The organism is Streptomyces pyxinicus (assembly GCF_024753135.1).
GTDB lineage: Bacteria > Actinomycetota > Actinomycetes > Streptomycetales > Streptomycetaceae > Streptomyces > Streptomyces pyxinicus.
Genome location: NZ_JANUGP010000025.1, coordinates 43905 through 61148, shown reverse-complemented (window position 1 = coordinate 61148; position 17244 = coordinate 43905). Strand labels below are relative to the sequence as shown.

11 protein-coding genes and 1 pseudogene are annotated in these 17244 nt (G+C 72.7%); 10 read left to right on the top strand and 2 right to left on the bottom strand.

The window, feature by feature from the left end:
* Positions 1-57 precede the first annotated feature (57 nt).
* The 7 genes and pseudogenes from NX794_RS27015 to NX794_RS26985 all read left to right on the top strand — a co-directional run bounded on the left by NX794_RS27015 (position 58) and on the right by NX794_RS26985 (position 4701).
* Complete coding sequence (locus NX794_RS27015) at positions 58-240, top strand: hypothetical protein (protein WP_258781645.1); 183 nt, start codon at positions 58-60, stop codon at positions 238-240.
* A gap of 69 nt (positions 241-309) precedes the next feature.
* Complete coding sequence (locus NX794_RS27010) at positions 310-795, top strand: cation:proton antiporter regulatory subunit (protein ID WP_258781643.1); 486 nt, start codon at positions 310-312, stop codon at positions 793-795.
* Positions 796-800: 5 nt separating this feature from the next.
* Positions 801-2030, top strand: a complete 1230-nt coding sequence (locus NX794_RS27005) for a cation:proton antiporter (protein ID WP_258781642.1) — start codon at positions 801-803, stop codon at positions 2028-2030.
* 23 nt (positions 2031-2053) lie between these two features.
* Entirely contained in the window at positions 2054-2674 is a 621-nt protein-coding gene (locus NX794_RS27000; RefSeq protein ID WP_258781640.1) for a DedA family protein, read from the top strand.
* A 364-nt stretch (positions 2675-3038) separates the two neighbouring features.
* A pseudogene (locus tag NX794_RS26995) lies at positions 3039-3811 on the top strand (endonuclease/exonuclease/phosphatase family protein); the annotation flags it as partial.
* A gap of 6 nt (positions 3812-3817) precedes the next feature.
* Positions 3818-3991: a CsbD family protein gene (locus tag NX794_RS26990; protein ID WP_258781639.1), complete on the top strand. Its 174-nt coding sequence runs from the start codon at positions 3818-3820 to the stop codon at positions 3989-3991.
* Positions 3992-4251: 260 nt separating this feature from the next.
* Positions 4252-4701 (top strand): ATP-binding protein, encoded by a 450-nt coding sequence (locus NX794_RS26985; RefSeq protein ID WP_258781637.1) that lies wholly within the window; start codon positions 4252-4254, stop codon positions 4699-4701.
* A gap of 18 nt (positions 4702-4719) precedes the next feature.
* Here NX794_RS26985 and NX794_RS26980 read toward each other — a convergent pair whose 3' ends face one another.
* Positions 4720-7191 (bottom strand): SpoIIE family protein phosphatase, encoded by a 2472-nt coding sequence (locus tag NX794_RS26980; RefSeq protein WP_258781635.1) that lies wholly within the window; start codon positions 7189-7191, stop codon positions 4720-4722.
* Positions 7151-11410 (bottom strand): HAMP domain-containing protein, encoded by a 4260-nt coding sequence (locus tag NX794_RS26975; RefSeq protein WP_258781634.1) that lies wholly within the window; start codon positions 11408-11410, stop codon positions 7151-7153. The genes NX794_RS26980 and NX794_RS26975 overlap by 41 nt, the downstream gene beginning before the upstream one ends.
* A 400-nt stretch (positions 11411-11810) precedes the next feature.
* Here NX794_RS26975 and NX794_RS26970 point away from each other — a divergent pair, with 400 nt between their 5' ends.
* The 3 genes from NX794_RS26970 (at position 11811) to fdh (ending at position 17239) form a co-directional block, all read left to right on the top strand.
* Positions 11811-12839 carry a 4Fe-4S dicluster domain-containing protein gene (locus NX794_RS26970; protein ID WP_258781633.1) on the top strand — a complete coding sequence of 343 codons (1029 nt, stop codon included), beginning with the start codon at positions 11811-11813 and terminating at the stop codon, positions 12837-12839.
* A 101-nt stretch (positions 12840-12940) separates the two neighbouring features.
* Entirely contained in the window at positions 12941-13849 is a 909-nt protein-coding gene (gene nrfD / locus NX794_RS26965; RefSeq protein ID WP_309506033.1) for an NrfD/PsrC family molybdoenzyme membrane anchor subunit, read from the top strand.
* Positions 13850-13942: 93 nt separating this feature from the next.
* Positions 13943-17239, top strand: a complete 3297-nt coding sequence (fdh, locus tag NX794_RS26960; RefSeq protein ID WP_258781631.1) for a formate dehydrogenase — start codon at positions 13943-13945, stop codon at positions 17237-17239.
* Positions 17240-17244: the final 5 nt, after the last annotated feature.

Here is a 17244-nt window from a genome sequence, read left to right as displayed (position 1 = left end):
GCAAAAGTCGGACATAATTGGTGCATTCGCCCGCGACTTCGAGGAGCCGCTCTCCGCATGGCGCACGGAGCCCACCGCAGCCCCCTTCTCCCTCCCCACCCCGACCTGACGGCGGCCCGCGACTGCGAGCAGTGCCTCGGCTGGGGAACCGTCGTCACCCGCGACGGCGCGCACGAACTGTGCCGCAGCTGCCAGCCCGACGCCGCCGACGACGAGGGCACCGACCCCACCGGTCCCTAGGTTTTCCGCACGGTAGGGTTCCGGTAATGGTTCCACCAAGAAACCTTCAAGTCGGGCAGGGGGGCGGCCATGGGTGCCGTGCGCACGAGTAGTACGCCGTTGCCGGGGATCGGCGTCCGTTACGACCTCACCACGCGCGAGGACCGCCGTCTGTCGGTGGTGGCGCACCGGGACGGGTCACGCACCCTCAGCGCCTACCGGGGCGACGACCCCGACGCCTGCGCGCTGTCGCTGCGGCTCACCGGCGGGGAGGCGGAGGCGCTGGTAGACGTGCTCAAGCCGACGCACCACAGTCCCACCCTGCTGTCCACGACGGAACTGGGCCTGGTCGCCGAGCGGATCAAGCTGTCCGCGGCCTCCCACTGGAACGGCCGGCTGCTCGGAGAGACCCGGATGCGCACCGAGACGGGCGTGTCCATCGTGGCCGTGCTGCGCCGGGCGGAAGCCATCCCGTCCCCCGGCCCCGACTTCCGGCTGGCCGGCGGGGACACCCTCATCGTGATCGGCACCCGCGAGGGCGTCGACGCCGCCGCCGCGATACTCGGCCGGGAGTGACGCGGATGCATTCCTCCGCAGTCTTCCTCATCGAGTTCGGCGCCATCATCCTGGGCCTCGGCCTGCTGGGCCGGCTCGCCGCCCGGCTGAGCTTCTCCCCCATCCCGCTGTATCTGCTCGCCGGCCTGGCCTTCGGCGAGGGCGGGCTGCTGCCGCTCGGCGCCAGCGAGGAGTTCGTCGCGATCGGCGCCGAGATCGGCGTCGTCCTGCTGCTGCTCATGCTGGGCCTGGAGTACACGGCCAGCGACCTGGTCTCCAACCTCAGGACGCAGTACCCGGCCGGCATCGTCGACGCCACCCTCAACGCGCTGCCCGGTGCCGTGGCGGCGCTGCTGCTGGGCTGGGGGCCGATCGCGGCCGTCGTCCTGGCCGGCATCACCTGGATCTCCTCCTCCGGTGTCATCGCCAAGGTGCTCGGCGACCTCGGCCGGATCGGCAACCGCGAGACCCCGGTGATCCTCAGCATCCTGGTGCTGGAGGACCTGTCGATGGCGGTCTACCTGCCGGTCGTCACGGCACTGCTGGCCGGGACCGGGCTCGCCGCCGGCAGCGTCACGCTGGCCATCGCGCTCGGCGTGGCCGGCCTGGTCCTGCTGCTGGCGGTGCGCTACGGCCGCCACATCTCCCGCTTCGTCTCCTCCGACGACCCCGAGAAGCTGCTGCTGGTGGTGCTCGGCCTGACCCTGCTGGTCGCCGGGGTCGCGCAGCAGCTCCAGGTGTCGGCGGCGGTCGGCGCGTTCCTGGTCGGCATCGCGCTGTCCGGGGAGGTCGCCGAGGGCGCCCACAACCTGCTGGCCCCGCTGCGCGACCTGTTCGCGGCGGTGTTCTTCGTCTTCTTCGGGCTGCACACCGACCCCGCGAGCATCCCGCCGGTCCTGCTGCCCGCGCTGGCGCTGGCCGTCGTCACCGCGCTCACCAAGATCGCCACCGGTTACTGGGCGGCCCGCCGCGCCGGGATCTCGGCCAAGGGCCGCTGGCGGGCCGGCGGCACCCTGGTGGCGCGCGGCGAGTTCTCCATCGTCATCGCCGGGCTCGCCGTCACCTCCGGCGTCGACTCCGACCTCGGTCCGCTGGCCACGGCGTACGTGCTGATCCTGGTCGTTCTCGGCCCGCTCACCGCCCGCTACACCGAGCCGCTCGCGCGGCGCCTGACCGGCCGGCGTACCCGTCGGGCCGTACCGGCCGGCGACGGTGAGGCCGTGCTGCGCGAGGAGGACACGGTCGGCCTGCCCTGATCCGGCCGCCGTACCGTGGGGGCATGTCCACTCCGCTGCCGGGACCGCTGGAGCACTTGGCGCCGCTGCTCGGCCACTACGGCTACTGGGCCGTGGGTGCCGTGGTCCTCGTCGAGGACTTCGGGGTGCCCGCGCCCGGCGAGACGATCCTGCTCGCGGCCGGGGTGTACGCGGGCGCGGGACGGCTGGACATCGTGGCCGTGGCGGCCGTCGCGTTCGCCGCGGCGGTCGTCGGCGACAACATCGGCTATCTGGTCGGCCGGGCCGGCGGGCGCGCCTTCGTGCACCGCTGGGGCCGGTACGTCTTCCTGACGCCGAAGCGGTTCGCGGCGGCCGAGGCGTTCTTCGGCCGGCACGGCGGCAAGATCGTCACCGTGGCCCGGTTCGTGGAGGGGCTGCGCCAGGCCAACGGCATCATCGCCGGCACCTCGGGCATGCGCTGGCGCCGCTTCCTCGCCTTCAACGCCCTCGGCGCCGCCCTGTGGGTCGGCGTCTGGGCGACGCTGGCCTATCTGGCGGGCGACCACATCACGACCGTCTACGACGAGATCAAGCACTACCAGCTCTACGTCGTCGCATCCGTGGCCGCCCTCCTGGCCGCCCTCGTGACCCGGCACCTGCTGCGGCGCCGCCACGAGCGCTGACCCCGGCCGCGGACCGTCACTCGGCCGCCCCTACGGGAGACCCCTGGCCGCCAGACCCGTCACTCGGCTGCCCGTACGGGACACCCCGACCGCCCCGCACCGGCGTCCGGCGCCTGCCCGGGAACCCACCGGGCGGATCCCGTAGGTGCGATCCGGCGGTGCCGTGGTACTCGACGGTCAGCGGGCCCGCCCCGCGAGACGGACCGCCGGACCTGCGGGGCCGACGGTGCGGGGCTCCCCCGGTTCGGCCAAGTGCTGGGGGAGTCTTCGGGCCTCCGCTTCTCTTCCCCTCCCCCTCCCCTGGGCGCTCCTCGGTGTTACCTGCGGGTAATCCCGGATGGTTTGATGTGCGGCGCCACTCCGCGCCCTCGCGGCCGCCGTGCCCGCCGTCGCCCTGCCCGCCGCGGCACTCGCCCTTCCCACGCCGGCGCTCAGGGTACTGACGTACAACACGTTCCTGATGAGCCGGAGCCCCGGGCCGCCGAGATACCGAAGGCGGACCGGTACCCGTACCAGACGCCGTTGGTGGGGCGCGGTCGCACCGGCTGGGACGCGACCGGTGGGGCGTACGCGTCGACCACGCCGGAGGACGGCGGGGTCACCGTGCTGAGCAAGTGGCCGATCGTGCACCAGGAGCAGTACGTCTACCAGGACGCGTGCGGCTCGGACTGGTGGTCGAACAAGGGGTTCGCCTACGTCGTGCTGAACGTCGGCGGCGTCAAGGTGCACGTCGTCGGCACGCACACGCAGTCCACCGACTCGGGGTGCGCCGCGGGCGAGGCGGCGCGGGACCGCAGCCGGCAGTTCAAGGCGATCGACGCCTTCCTCGACGCGAAGAACATCCCGGCGGACGAGGAGGTACTGCTCGCGGGTGACCTCAACGTCGATTCCCGGAGCGCCGAGTACGCCTCGATGCTGGCCGACGGCGGGCTCGTCGGCGCCGACGCCCGCACCGGGCACCCCTACTCGTTCGACACACGGGAGAATTCCATCGCCCGGGGCCGCTACCCGGACGACCCGTCGGCTGACGTGAGGCGGGCCCGCTCTTCCCGGAGTCATTTCCGCCACTGCGTTTGGGCGGCGCGAGGACGGCAAGTCGAATGGTGGAACGATGACCACGACGACGTTGGGATGTGAAACCCGATGGCAGGCGACCAGAAGGCCAAGGGCAAGGTGGAGCAGGCCAAGGGCAAGGCCAAGGAGGCCGCGGGCCGCACCGTAGGAAATGAGCGCATGGAGGCCGAGGGCCGTATGGAAGGCGCGCGCGGTGACGCCCGCCAGGCCAAGGAGAAGGCCAAGGACACCTTCAAGCACTGAATTGTCCGCCGGATTGCGAACGGGTCCGGGAAATGCAGCGGAAGCTGATTTCCCGGACCCGTTCCGCTGTGTACGGGCGACATCGCGCGGCGCACCGCCGCCGGACCCCGTACCGCCGGTTCGAGTTCCCGTGCAACCGGAGGAATCCTCGCGGACGTCCCCTTGATCGACGGTCCAGGGGGTAGCCGGAGCGAGGACGGCCACGAACCCCCCGTGTGCACAGGAAGGGACCCTGACCCCGGAGGAAAAGGGCACGAGGTATGGACATCCCGCTCACCAAGCAGGCGACGGCACCGCACCGTCCCCCGGCGCTGCGCTACAGCCGCACCTGGGACACCGGCGTGACCGGTATCGGGGACGCGAGAGACGCCGTGGCGGCCCTGCTCTCCCGCGCGCGTCCGGCGCCGGACCGTCGCTCGGTGCAGGATGCCCAGCTCACCGTCAGCGAACTCGTCACCAACGCGGCCAAGCATGCCCCCGGGCCGTGCGGGCTGCGGCTGGAAGTGACGCCGGACGGCTCCGCGGTGCGCATCAGCGTGACCGACACCAGCGCCGAGCCGCCCCTGCGGCGCCCGCCCGACCCCCGGCGGGTCGGCGGGCACGGCCTGCACCTGGTGACGATGCTCGCCACCGAGCTGGAGGTGATCCCGCTGCCACAGGGCAAGCGGGTCACCGCCACCGTGCCGCTGACCGGCGCGCCGGCCGGCTGAGGACCGGGACCGCGCGTCTCAGCCGACCCGGATGCCGACGATGCAGGTGTCGTCGTCGGTGTCCGAGCGGCTGTAGGTGAGCAGCCGGTCCAGTTGCTGGTCCAGCCTCCTGGGCGCCGAGCGCGCCGTCTCCAGCAGGTGGGACAGGGACTCCTCCACCGAGCGGTCCCGGCGTTCGATCAGACCGTCGGTGTACATCAGCAGGGTGTCCCCGACGGCGAGCTGGACCTCCGTCTCCTCGTACTCCGCCTCCGGCAGCGCGCCCAGCAGCAGGCCCTTGAGCGTGGGCAGGGCGGTGGCCTCCGCGTCCCGCACCAGCACCGGTGGCAGATGGCCGGCCCGGGCCCAGCGCAGGGTCCGCCGCTCGCCGTCGTACAGGCCGCAGACGGCGGTCGCGGTGACGGCGCCCGTCAGATGGTGGGCGACGATGTTCAGCCACGACAGCAGCTGCCCCGGGCCCGCTCCGGTCACGGCGAGGCCGCGCAGCGCGTTGCGCAGGACGACCATGCTGGTGGCCGCCTCGATGCCGTGCCCGGCGACGTCCCCGACGCAGAGCAGGACCAGGCCGGAGGGCAGCAGGACGGCGTCGTACCAGTCGCCGCCGACCAGGTGCTCGGTCTCCGCCGGCCGGTAGCGCACCGCCACCTGGAGGTCGGGCGCGGTCAGGGGTGCCTGGGTGGGCGGCATGATGGCGTGCTGGAGCTGCAGGGCCAGCCGGTTGCGCTCGTCGGCCTGCTGCTCGGTGTGGGCGAGCTGGTCGCGGGTGGCGGCGAGCGCGACCTCGGTCCAGTGCTGGGCGGAGATGTCCTGGTAGGCGCCGCGCAGCACGAGCAGCTGGCCGTCGGTGTCCAGGACGGGTTCGGCGACCAGGCGCATGTGCCGGGTCACGCCGTCGGGGCGTTGCAGCCGGAAGTCGGCGGACGCGGGCCTGCGGTGGTGCACCAGGGTGCGCAGGAAGCGGCCGATGGAGACCGCGTCGTCGGGGTGGGCGTGCGCGGCCAGTTCCTCCAGCGCGACCGGGGTGCTGGTGGCGGGGCGGCCGTACAGGTCGAAGAGCTGGCCGTTCCAGGTGATCTCGCCGGTGAGCAGGTTCTCCTCGAAGCCGCCGATCCGGCCGAGCCGCTGGGCGTGCTGGAGCAGGCTGGCCAGGCGGGCGGACTCGTCCTCGATGCGCCAGATCAGCAGCACCGCGGCGCCGTGCCGGCTGATGCTGATGTCCGCGATGGCCGACAGGGGCACCTCGTCGACCAGGGCGGTGAGCCGCATCCGGTGGGCGCGGAACGGCTCGCCGGTGCCGTAGACCCGCTCGACGCGCTGGAACAGCTCGCTGGCGCCGGCCGCCATCGGGTAGGCCTCCAGCAGCAGGGCGCCGCTGACGACGGCGCGCGAGCGGCCCGCCGGGTCCAGGAAGCGGCTGTTGACGTGCTGGATCCGGAAGTCCACGAGCCGCCCGTCCGCGTCCAGGTGCGGCACCAGGACGAGGGCCGGGTCGTGCAGTCCGTCCGCCAGGTCCATCAGCTCGACCACGTCGGGCAGCACCCGGGGCTCGGGTCCGGCGCCGGGCGGCAGCGCCGTGGTCTCCAGGGTGTGGGCGCACAGTTCGGCGAGCGCCTCGACCTGCCGGATCACCGGGCGCGGCAGCGGCTCCTCCGGCTTGGGCCAGGCGATCTCCAGGACGCCGTGGAGCCGGCCGCCTCTGCCTGCGGGCAGGGCGATGCGGGCGCCCTCGGCGTACTCCCGGCGGCCCAGGGTGGGCAGTCCGGAGGCGGCGAGCGAGGCCAGCCACTGTCCGCCGGGCTGGGTCAGGCCGCGCCGGGCGACGGTGGCCACGTCCGGCGGCACATAGCGCCAGCGGGCGGCCTCGCCCGGCGGGAAGCCCGCGCTGCCGGCGAGGGTCAGCGAGCCGTCGGGGCCGAGGGCCCAGATGGCGACGGCGACCGCGCCGAGCGGCCTGAGGGCGTGCTCCAGCAGGGAGTCGGCCATCGCCTGGGCGTCGCTCGCGGCCAGCACCCCGCTCTCGGCGGCGCGCAGCCGTACGGCGGCCGACTCGTCCACCGGCCCGGCCGGGTCGGCGGCGAGGGACAGGAAGGCCTCGGTCACCTCGGTGACCCGGTCCCGGGCCGCCTGGTTGATGACGTCGACCGCGAACTCCAGCGGGGTCACCTGGGCGTGCTCGGCCAGTTCGGCGAGCTGGCGGGCGGCCTGGGCCGGGCCGCAGCCCAGGCGTTCGACCAGGATGCCCTTGGCCAGTTCGATCAGCGCCCGGCCCTCGGCCTCGGCCTGGGCGGTGCGTACCTCGCGGCGCAGCCGCTCGACGGTGGCCGCGAGCCGCCCGACCGGGGTGCCGGGCGCGTCGGGCGGCTGCCCGGTGGATGCCGGGGAGATGTCAGGGGTGTTCACCGGTTGCGTACTCCTCCGCCCGGGTACCGGCAGGTCGGCCGTGGCGTCCTCATGCGGGGAGCCAGCGGCGGACACAGTCGATGAGGTCATGGGTGTCCACCGGTTTCGTGACGTAGTCGCTGGCGCCGGAGGCGAGGCTCTTCTCCCGGTCGCCCTGCATGGCCTTGGCGGTCACGGCGATGACCGGGAGGTCGGCGTACAGCGGCATCTTGCGGATCTCGGCGGTCGCCGTGTACCCGTCCATCTCCGGCATCATCACGTCCATCAGGACGAGTTCGATGTCGGGGTTGTTCACCAGCGTCTCGATGCCCTTGCGGCCGTTCTCCGCGTGCAGGACGCGGAAGCCGTGCAGTTCGAGGATGCCGCTGAGCGCGAACAGGTTGCGGGCGTCGTCGTCGACGACGAGGACGGTACGGCCCCGGGTGTGCTCGTCGATCAGGTGCGGTGCCGTCCGCTGGGGTTCCTCGTTGCGGACGAGGGTGAGCACCTCGCCGGGCTCCTCGGCGGACAGGTGCAGGGCGATCCGCTCGCGCAGTTCGTCCAGGCTGTACAGGTACTCCAGGGTGCCGTCCGGGCCGGCGGCCGGCTCCTCGGTGCGCTGGGTGCCGTGCACCAGGACGGGGACGCCGGCGAGGGCGGAGTCGCCGCGCAGCGCCTCCAGGAAGCGGGCCGACTCCCCCTCGGGCATGCCGAGTTCGACGACCACGCAGTGGCAGGGTTCGGCGGCGAGGGCGCCGGCCGCCTCCTGGGCGCCGACCGCGGTGATGATGTCGACGGGCGGTCCGCCGGCCTCGGGCTGGCCGTGCGCGAGGTCGCCGACCACGCTCTCGGCGACGAGGGTGAGCAGGCCGCGCGGCCGTTCCTCCACCACCAGCAGCCGGCGGGCGCGCTGCCGCTTGGCGGTGACCAGCGGCGGTCCGGCCGTGATCTCGGGCCCGCCGGTGCCCGTGGGCAGTTCGCGCGGGGGCTTCGCGGCGATCCGGGGGCTGCCCAGGGCCTCCTCGAAGTCCGGCCGGGCGACCGGCAGGAAGAGGGTGAAGGTGCTGCCCTTGCCGGGGATGCTGTCGACGGTGACGGCGCCGCCGAGCAGGTGGGCGATCTCCCTCGTGATGGACAGGCCGAGCCCGGTGCCGCCGTACTTGCGGCTGGTGGTGCCGTCGGCCTGCTGGAACGCGCCGAAGATGGTCTCCAGTTGCTGTTCCGGGATGCCGATGCCGGTGTCCTTCACCCGGAAGGCCGCGATCGCGCCGCCGCGCACCACGCCGGCCGGCACCTCGTCGTCGGCGGCCGGTTCGACCCGCAGTTCCACCCCGCCCTGTTCGGTGAACTTCACCGCGTTGGACAGCAGGTTGCGCAGGATCTGGCGGAGCCGGGAGTCGTCGGTGAGCAGGTCGGCGGGGGCGCCGGGAGCCGTGGTGATGGTGAAGTCCAGGCTCTTCTGCGAGGTCATCGGCTGGAAGGTGGCCTCGACGTACTCGATGAGCTGGCGCAGCGGCACCCGCTCGGGGGTGACGTCCATCTTGCCGGCCTCGACCTTGGACAGGTCGAGGATGTCGTTGATGAGCTGGAGCAGGTCGGAGCCTGCCGAGTGGATGATGCCCGCGTACTCGACCTGCTTGGGGGTGAGGTTGCGGGAGGGGTTCTGCGCGAGCAGCTGGGCGAGGATGAGCAGGCTGTTGAGCGGGGTGCGCAGCTCGTGGCTCATGTTGGCGAGGAACTCGGACTTGTACTTGGAGGCGAGCGACAACTGCTGGGCGCGCGCCTCCAGTTCCTGCCGGGCCTGCTCGATCTGGAGGTTCTTCGCCTCGATGTCGCGGTTCTGCTCGGCGAGCAGCGAGGCCTTCTCCTCCAGTTCCGCGTTGGAGCTCTGGAGTTCCTCCTGCCGGGCCTGCAACTCGGCCGAGCGGGACTGGAGTTCGCTGGTCAGGCGCTGCGACTCCTGGAGGAGTTCGTCGGTGCGGGCGTTGGCGACGATGGTGTTGACGTTGACGCCGATGGTGTCGACGAGTTGCTGGAGGAAGTCCCGCTGGACGTGCGTGAACGGGGTCACCGCGGCCAGCTCGATGACGCCGAGCACCTGCTCCTCGAACACGATGGGCAGCAGCAACAGGGCGGTGGGCTCGGTGTGTCCGAGACCGGAGGAGATGGTGACGTACCCGGCCGGCAGCTCGTCCACCGCGATGGTACGGCGGCTGCGCGCGGCCTGGCCGACCAGGGAGCGGCCGAACCTGAGCCGGTCGGGCCGGGTGTCGTTCTCGGGCCGGCCGTAGGCGCCGACGAGCCGCAGCTCGGGGCCCCCGGAGGCGTCCTCGGCGAGGTAGAAGGCGCCGTACTGGGCGGCGACCTGCGGCACCAGCTCGTCCATGATCAGCTCGGCGACGACGGGCAGGTCGCGGTGTCCCTGCATGAGGCCGGAGATCCGGGCGAGGTTGGACTTGAGCCAGTCCTGTTCCAGGTTGGCCCGGGTGGTCTCGCGCAGCGACTCCACCATGGAGTTGATGTTGTCCTTCAGGTCGGCGACCTCACCGGAGGCGTCGACGGTGATCGACCGGGTCAGGTCGCCCTCGGCGACGGCGCTGGCCACGTCGGCGATGGCGCGAACCTGCCGGGTGAGGTTGCCGGCGAGTTCGTTGACGTTCTCGGTCAGCCGCTTCCAGGTGCCGGAGACGCCCTCCACCTCGGCCTGCCCGCCGAGCCGGCCCTCGGTGCCGACTTCCCGGGCGACACGGGTGACCTCGTCGGCGAACGCGGAGAGCTGGTCCACCATCGTGTTGATGGTCGTCTTCAGCTCCAGGATCTCACCCCGGGCGTCGACGTCGATCTTCTTCGACAGGTCGCCCTGCGCCACCGCGGTCGTCACCTGCGCGATGTTGCGCACCTGGCCAGTGAGGTTGTTGGCCATGGAGTTGACGTTGTCGGTGAGGTCCTTCCAGGTGCCGGCGACGTGCGGCACGTGCGCCTGGCCGCCGAGCCGGCCCTCGGTGCCGACCTCCCGGGCCACCCGGGTCACCTCGTCCGCGAACGCGGACAGGGTGTCGACCATGGTGTTGATGACGTCGGCGAGCGCGGCGACCTCGCCCTCGGCCTCCACGATGATCTTCTGCGAGAGGTCGCCCTTGGCGACGGCGGTGGCCACCTGGGCGATGGACCGGACCTGGCCGGTCAGGTTGGAGGCCATCACGTTGACGTTGTCGGTGAGGTCCTTCCAGGTGCCGGCGACTCCCCGCACCTGCGCCTGGCCGCCGAGCCGGCCGTCGGTGCCGACCTCCCGGGCGACGCGCGTGACCTCGTCCGCGAACGCCGAGAGCTGGTCCACCATCGTGTTGATGGTGTTCTTCAGCTCCAGGATCTCGCCCCGGGCGTCCACCGTGATCTTCTGCGACAGATCGCCCTGCGCCACCGCGGTGGCCACCTGGGCGACGTTGCGGACCTGCGCCGTCAGGTTCCCCGCCATGAAGTTCACCGAGTCGGTGAGGTCACGCCAGGTTCCCTTGACGCCCTTCACGTCTGCCTGGCCGCCGAGCCGGCCCTCGGTGCCGACCTCCCGGGCGACGCGGGTCACCTCGTCCGCGAACGCCGAGAGCTGGTCCACCATCGTGTTGATGGTGCTCTTCAGCTCCAGGATCTCGCCCCGGGCGTCCACCGTGATCTTCTGCGACAGATCGCCCTGCGCCACCGCGGTCGTCACCTGGGCGACATTGCGGACCTGCGCCGTCAGGTTCCCCGCCATGAAGTTCACCGAGTCGGTGAGGTCACGCCAGACACCGGCGACTCCGGGAACCTGTGCCTGACCCCCCAGGCGGCCCTCGGTGCCGACCTCCTTGGCCACGCGTGTCACCTCGTCGGCGAACGCGGACAGCTGGTCGACCATCGTGTTGACGGTCTCCTTCAGCTGGAGGATCTCGCCGCGCGCGGGCACGTCGATCTTCTGGGAGAGGTCGCCCTTGGCCACGGCGGTGGCGACCTGGGCGATGTCCCGGACCTGCGTGGTGAGGTTGCCCGCCATCGCGTTGACCGAGTCGGTCAGATCGGCCCAGGTGCCCGAGACACCCGGCACCTGCGCCTGCCCGCCGAGGGTGCCCTCGGTGCCGACCTCCCGGGCCACGCGGGTGACCTCGGAGGTGAACACGGACAACTGGTCCACCATGCCGTTGAAGACGGTGGCGATGTCGCCCATGAGCCCGGTCGCGTCGTCCGGCAGCCGCGTGCCGAAGTCCCCGTCGCGCACCGCGGTCAGCCCCGCGAGCAGTCTTCTCAGTTCGTGGTCACCCGGGACCACGTCGGTCGTCCCGGTCGCCTTGCCGGCCATGAGCACCCTCGTTCCGCTCCCCAGGAGCCCTTGCGCCAAGGGCTCGGAACCAATGCCGGGCACGCGGCCTGACCCGACGACTGGTGTGTGCATCTCCGCAGTTCACGGAGGTGCGTGATGAGAGAAATACGTCGCAGGCTAACCCACCTCCGGGGCCCCGGACAAAGCCGTCGGTGAACCGGGGCGATCATTGCGACTCCTCGCGGGCGGGAGGCATGGGAGCGGACGAGCGGGGTAGTCGAGGGAGTTCGGCCGAGGGCGTTCGGCGGCAGCCGGGGGACGGCGAGGGGGCCCGCCGGTTCGTTTCGGCCGCGCGGCGCCCGGGCACCCGTGCCAGGCTCGACGCGAGGCACCGAACGGCGGGCGGCCTGCCCGACCGGGGCACGAGGAGGTGCGACGGATGAGCGGTCGCGAGGACCCGGGCCATCTGCTGTACGGCCCGCAGCCGGACGTCGCCGGCGCCGCCGGCTACCCGGACGCCCCGCCACGGGTCGGCTTCTTCACCGACACCTCGGTGTGCATCGGCTGCAAGGCCTGCGAGGTGGCCTGCAAGGAGTGGAACGCGGTCCCGGAGGACGGTCTGCGGCTGACCGGCATGTCCTACGACAACACCGGGGGGCTCGGCGCCGACACCTGGCGGCACGTGGCGTTCATCGAGCAGCGCAAGCCGCTCGGCGGCCAGGAGCCCGGGGTGTGGCACGAGAACGCCGAGAACGCCGAGGACACAGACGTCTTCGCGGCCGCCGCCCGGCTCGGCACCGACGCCGCCCCTGGTCCCGGCACCACCACTCCCCCGCCGGACCGGGCACCCGAGGGCACTCCGGCCGGGCAGATCTCACCGGTGGCTCCCGACGGCCGTACCGAACTGCGCTGGCTGATGTCCTCGGACGTGTGCAAGCACTGCACCCACGCGGCGTGTCTGGACGTGTGCCCGACCGGGGCGCTGTTCCGCACCGAGTTCGGCACGGTCGTGGTCCAGGAGGACGTCTGCAACGGCTGCGGCTACTGCGTGCCGGCCTGCCCCTACGGCGTCATCGACCAGCGGCGGGACGACGGCCGGGCGTGGAAGTGCACGCTCTGCTACGACCGGCTCGGGGCCGGCATGGAACCCGCCTGCGCCAAGGCCTGTCCGACCGACTCCATCCAGTTCGGCCCGCTCGCGGAGCTGCGCGAGCGGGCGGCGGCCCGGGTGGCGCGGCTGCACGCGGCCGGCGTGACCGATGCCCGGCTGTACGGCGAGAGCCCGGACGACGGGGTCGGCGGCGACGGGGCGTTCTTCCTGCTGCTGGACGAGCCGGAGGTGTACGGGCTGCCCCCGGACCCGGTGGTCACCACCCGTGACCTGCCCGGCATGTGGCGGCATGCGGCACTGGCGGCCGTCTCCCTGGCGGCGCTGGCGGTGGGCGGCTTCGTCCGGAGGCCGCGGTGATCGAGCCGGACGAGACCCGGGGCGCGGAGGCGGCCCGGGACGCGGTGACGGGCGAGCGGGCGGGCCGCCGCAGGCGACGGCGCGGCCGGGGCGAGCAGCCGATGGTGCCGGACGCGGCGTTCTCGTCGTACTACGGCAGGCCGGTGCTGAACGAGCCGACGTGGCGGGCGCTGGACATCGCCGGCTATCTGTACCTGGGCGGTCTGGCCGGCGCGTCCTCGCTGCTGGCGGCGGGCGCGGAGGCCACCGGCCGGCCGGCGCTGGGCCGGCCGGCGAAGCTGGGGGCCGCCGGGGCGATCTCGCTGTCGCTGGCGGCGCTGGTCCACGACCTCGGCCGGCCGGCCCGGTTCCTGAACATGCTGCGGGTGTTCAAGCCCACCTCGCCGATGAGCGTGGGCTCGTGGCTGCTGGCCGGGTACGCGCCGCTCACCGTGGCCGCGGCGGCGGCCGACGTGGCCGGCCGGTACCGGCTGCCGGGCTCCGCCGCGACGGCCGCCGCGGCCGTCCTCGGACCGGCGGTCGCCACCTACACCGCGGTACTGGTCGCGGACACGGCGGTGCCGTCCTGGCACGAGGGCTACCGGGAGCTGCCGTTCGTCTTCGCCGGGTCCGGCGCGACCGCCGCGGCCGGACTCGCGCTCGTCGCGGCACCGGTCGGCGAGGCGGGTCCGGCGCGCCGGATGGCCGTGCTCGGGGCCGCCCTGGAGCTGGGTGCCTTCCAGGTCATGAAGCGGCGTATGGGACTGGCGGCGGAGCCCTTCGAGCAGGGCCGGGCGCACCGTCTGCTGCGGGTGGCGGAGGTACTCACCTCGGGCGGCGCCGCGCTGGCGGCCCTGTCGGGCCGGCCGCGGGACCGGCGGTCGGCAGCGGTGGCGGGCGCGGCCCTGCTGGGCGGGTCGGCGGCGCTGCGGTTCGCGGTGTTCCACGCGGGGGTCGCCTCGGCCAGGGACCCGAAGTACACGGTCGTCCCGCAGCGCGAGCGGCTCCGGGCCCGGTCCGCCGACGGCTGATCCCGCGGCCGGGACCGGTTCGCCGCACCCGCACAGGGGTACTCGCGGCGCAGGAAACAGGACCTCGACCGGACAGCAGGAGGAGGTGCGGCTGTGGGCGTACGCACCTGGATCGACTCCTGGCCGGTCTACCGCCAGCTCACCGGCCAGGACCCGCTGGGCCGGGGCGCCGCCGCCAAGAGCGGGCGCAGCGCCCGTCTGAAGCCCCGGGTGGCCACGGCCGACCGGGTGGTGAAGTCGGTGTGCCCGTACTGCGCGGTGGGCTGCGGGCAGAACGTGTACGTCGAGGACGGCGAGGTCACCCAGATCGAGGGCGACCCGGACTCCCCCGTCTCGCGCGGCCGGCTGTGCCCCAAGGGCTCGGCGAGCCTCCAGCTCACCACCGGGGACGCCCGCGAGCACCAGGTCCGCTACCGGCGGCCGTACGGCACCGGGTGGGAGCGCCTGGACCTCGACACGGCGATGGACATGATCGCCGACCGGGTGATCGCGGCGCGGCGGGCCGGCTGGCAGTGGGAGGCCGACCAGACCCGTACCCGGCGCACGCTGGGCATCGCGAGCCTCGGCGGAGCCACGCTCGACAACGAAGAGAACTACCTGATCAAGAAGTTGTTCACGGCGCTGGGCGCGATCCAGATCGAGAACCAGGCGCGCGTTTGACACTCCTCCACCGTTCCCGGTCTGGGAACCTCGTTCGGTCGCGGCGGCGCGACCACCTTCCAGCAGGACCTGCGCAACGCGGACTGCGTCGTCATCGAGGGCTCGAACATGGCCGAGTGCCATCCGGTCGGGTTCCAGTGGGTGATGGAGGCCAAGGCGCGGGGCGCGAAGGTGATCCACGTCGACCCGCGGTTCACCCGCACCAGCGCGCTGGCCGACGTGCACGTGCCGCTGCGCGCGGGCTCGGACATCGCCTTCCTCGGCGGGATCATCCACTACGTCCTGGAGCGGGAGAAGTACTTCCGGGACTACGTGGTGGCGTACAGCAACGCGCCGGTGATCCTGCGGGAGGACTTCCGCGACAGTGAGGACCTGCCCGGGGTGTTCTCGGGCCTGGACACCGGTACCCGCAGCTACGACAACGGCAGCTGGCAGTACGAGGGCGCCGGGATGTGGGCCGTCTCGGGCGAGCGCGACGACGAGGACGGGCCGGACGAGCCGGACGACGGGGACACGGAGCGCGCCGACGGCGGCAACTCGGTCAAGGAGGCCGCGCGCGGCGAGGCGCACGGTGCGGGCGGCGCGGACATCGGCGAGGGCGAGCCGGAGCGGGACGAGACGCTGACGCACCCGCGCTGTGTCTTCCAGGTGCTCAGGCGGCACTACGCCCGCTACACCCCGGAGATGGTCGAGGAGGTCTGCGGGGTGCCGCGGGACCTGTTCCGGCAGGTGTGCGAGCTGGTCACGGAGAACTCGGGCCGGGAGCGTACGACGGCCTTCGCCTACGCGGTCGGCTGGACGCAGCACACCGTGGGCGTGCAGTACATCCGCGCGGCCTCCGTGCTCCAGACGCTGCTGGGGAACATCGGCCGGCCGGGCGGCGGCATCCTCGCGCTGCGGGGACACGCGTCGATCCAGGGCTCGACGGACATCCCGACCCTGTTCAACCTGCTGCCCGGCTACATCCCGATGCCACACGCGCACCAGAACCAGGACCTGGAGGCCTACGTGCGCGCCGAGTCGACCCGCAAGGGCTACTGGGGCAACATGCGCGCGTACCTGGTGAGCCTGCTGAAGGCCTACTGGGGCGACGCGGCGACGGCGGAGAACGACTTCTGCTTCGACTACCTGCCGCGGCTGACCGGCTCGCACTCGACGTACGAGACGACGATGGTCCAGCTCGACGGCGTCTGCAAGGGCTACTTCCTGGTCGGTGAGAACCCGGCGGTGGGCAACGCCAACGCCAAGCTGATGCGTCTCGGCATGGCCAACCTGGACTGGCTGGTGGTGCGGGACTTCTCGCTGATCGAGTCGGCGACCTGGTGGCGGGACGGCCCCGAGATCGAGACCGGGGAGCTGCGTACGGAGGACATCCGTACCGAGGTGTTCTTCATGCCGGCCGCCGCGCACACCGAGAAGGACGGCAGCTTCACCAACACCCAGCGGCTGCTGCAGTGGCACCACCAGGCGGTCGAGCCGCCCGGCGAGGCGCGCAGCGAGCTGTGGTTCGCCTACCACCTGGGGCGGCGGATCCGGGAGAAGCTGGCCGGGTCGGCGGACGAGATGGACCGGCCGGTGCTGGACCTCGCCTGGGACTACCCGGTCAAGGGCCCGCTCGCCGAGCCGGACGCGGAGGCCGTCCTCGCCGAGATCAACGGCCGGGACGCCGAGGGCCGCCCGCTCTCCTCGTACGAGCAGCTCAAGCCGGACGGGTCGACGAGCTGCGGCTGCTGGATCTACTGCGGGGTGCGCGCCGACGGCGTCAACCAGGCCGCGCGCCGCAAGCCCGGCCGGGAGCAGGACTGGGTGGCGGCCGAGTGGGCGTGGGCCTGGCCGGCCAACCGCCGCATCCTGTACAACCGGGCCTCCGCCGATCCCGAGGGCCGGCCCTGGAGCGCGCGCAAGGCGCTGGTGTGGTGGGACCCGGACCAGGGTGAGCGGGGCGAGTGGTCCGGGTACGACGTGCCCGACTTCAAGAAGGACAAGCCGCCCGGCTACCGGCCGCCCGAGGACGCGTCCGGCCCCGAGGCGCTGTCGGGCACGGACCCGTTCATCATGCAGGCCGACGGCAAGGCGTGGCTGTACGTGCCCTCGGGGCTGACGGACGGGCCGCTGCCGGTGCACTACGAGCCGCAGGACTCGCCGTTCCGGAACCGGCTGTACGACCAGCAGCGCAATCCCGTACGGCACTTGCTGCCCCCGCACCCGGACAACCGCTACCAGCCGAGCGGCGACGAACCCGGCGCCCAGGTGTTCCCCTACGTGGCGACCACCTACCGGCTCACCGAGCACCACACGGCGGGCGGCATGTCGCGCTGGCAGCCGTATCTGGCGGAGCTGCAGCCGGAGTTCTTCTGCGAGGTCTCCCCGGAGCTGGCCGCCGAGCGGGGCCTGGCGCACACCGGGTGGGCGACGATCGTCAGCGCGCGCGGGGTGATCGAGGCGCGGGTGCTGGTGACGGACCGGATGACGCCGCTGACCGTGCGCGGACGCCGGCTGCACCAGGTGGGCCTGCCCTACCACTGGGGGCCGAACGGCTACAGCACCGGGGACGCGGCGAACGAACTGCTGCACCTGTCCCTGGACCCGAACACGCACATCCAGGAGGCGAAGGCGTTCACGGTGGACATCCGCCCCGGCCGCCGTCCGCGCGGCCCGGCCGCCCTCGCCCTGGTGCGCGCGTACCGGGCCCGGGCGGGCATCGACGAGCACACCGGGACGGAACCCTAGGAGGC

What these genes read in the sequence shown, in the direction of transcription:
- NX794_RS27015 (WP_258781645.1), top strand. Translation starts at nt 58, where the DNA reads ATGGCGCACGGAGCCCACCGCAGCCCCCTTCTCCCTCCCCACCCCGAC.
- NX794_RS27010 (WP_258781643.1), top strand. Translation starts at nt 310, where the DNA reads ATGGGTGCCGTGCGCACGAGTAGTACGCCGTTGCCGGGGATCGGCGTC.
- NX794_RS27005 (WP_258781642.1), top strand. Translation starts at nt 801, where the DNA reads ATGCATTCCTCCGCAGTCTTCCTCATCGAGTTCGGCGCCATCATCCTG.
- NX794_RS27000 (WP_258781640.1), top strand. Translation starts at nt 2,054, where the DNA reads ATGTCCACTCCGCTGCCGGGACCGCTGGAGCACTTGGCGCCGCTGCTC.
- NX794_RS26990 (WP_258781639.1), top strand. Translation starts at nt 3,818, where the DNA reads ATGGCAGGCGACCAGAAGGCCAAGGGCAAGGTGGAGCAGGCCAAGGGC.
- NX794_RS26985 (WP_258781637.1), top strand. Translation starts at nt 4,252, where the DNA reads ATGGACATCCCGCTCACCAAGCAGGCGACGGCACCGCACCGTCCCCCG.
- NX794_RS26980 (WP_258781635.1), bottom strand. Translation starts at nt 7,191, where the DNA reads ATGACCTCATCGACTGTGTCCGCCGCTGGCTCCCCGCATGAGGACGCC.
- NX794_RS26975 (WP_258781634.1), bottom strand. Translation starts at nt 11,410, where the DNA reads ATGGCCGGCAAGGCGACCGGGACGACCGACGTGGTCCCGGGTGACCAC.
- NX794_RS26970 (WP_258781633.1), top strand. Translation starts at nt 11,811, where the DNA reads ATGAGCGGTCGCGAGGACCCGGGCCATCTGCTGTACGGCCCGCAGCCG.
- nrfD (WP_309506033.1), top strand. Translation starts at nt 12,941, where the DNA reads ATGGTGCCGGACGCGGCGTTCTCGTCGTACTACGGCAGGCCGGTGCTG.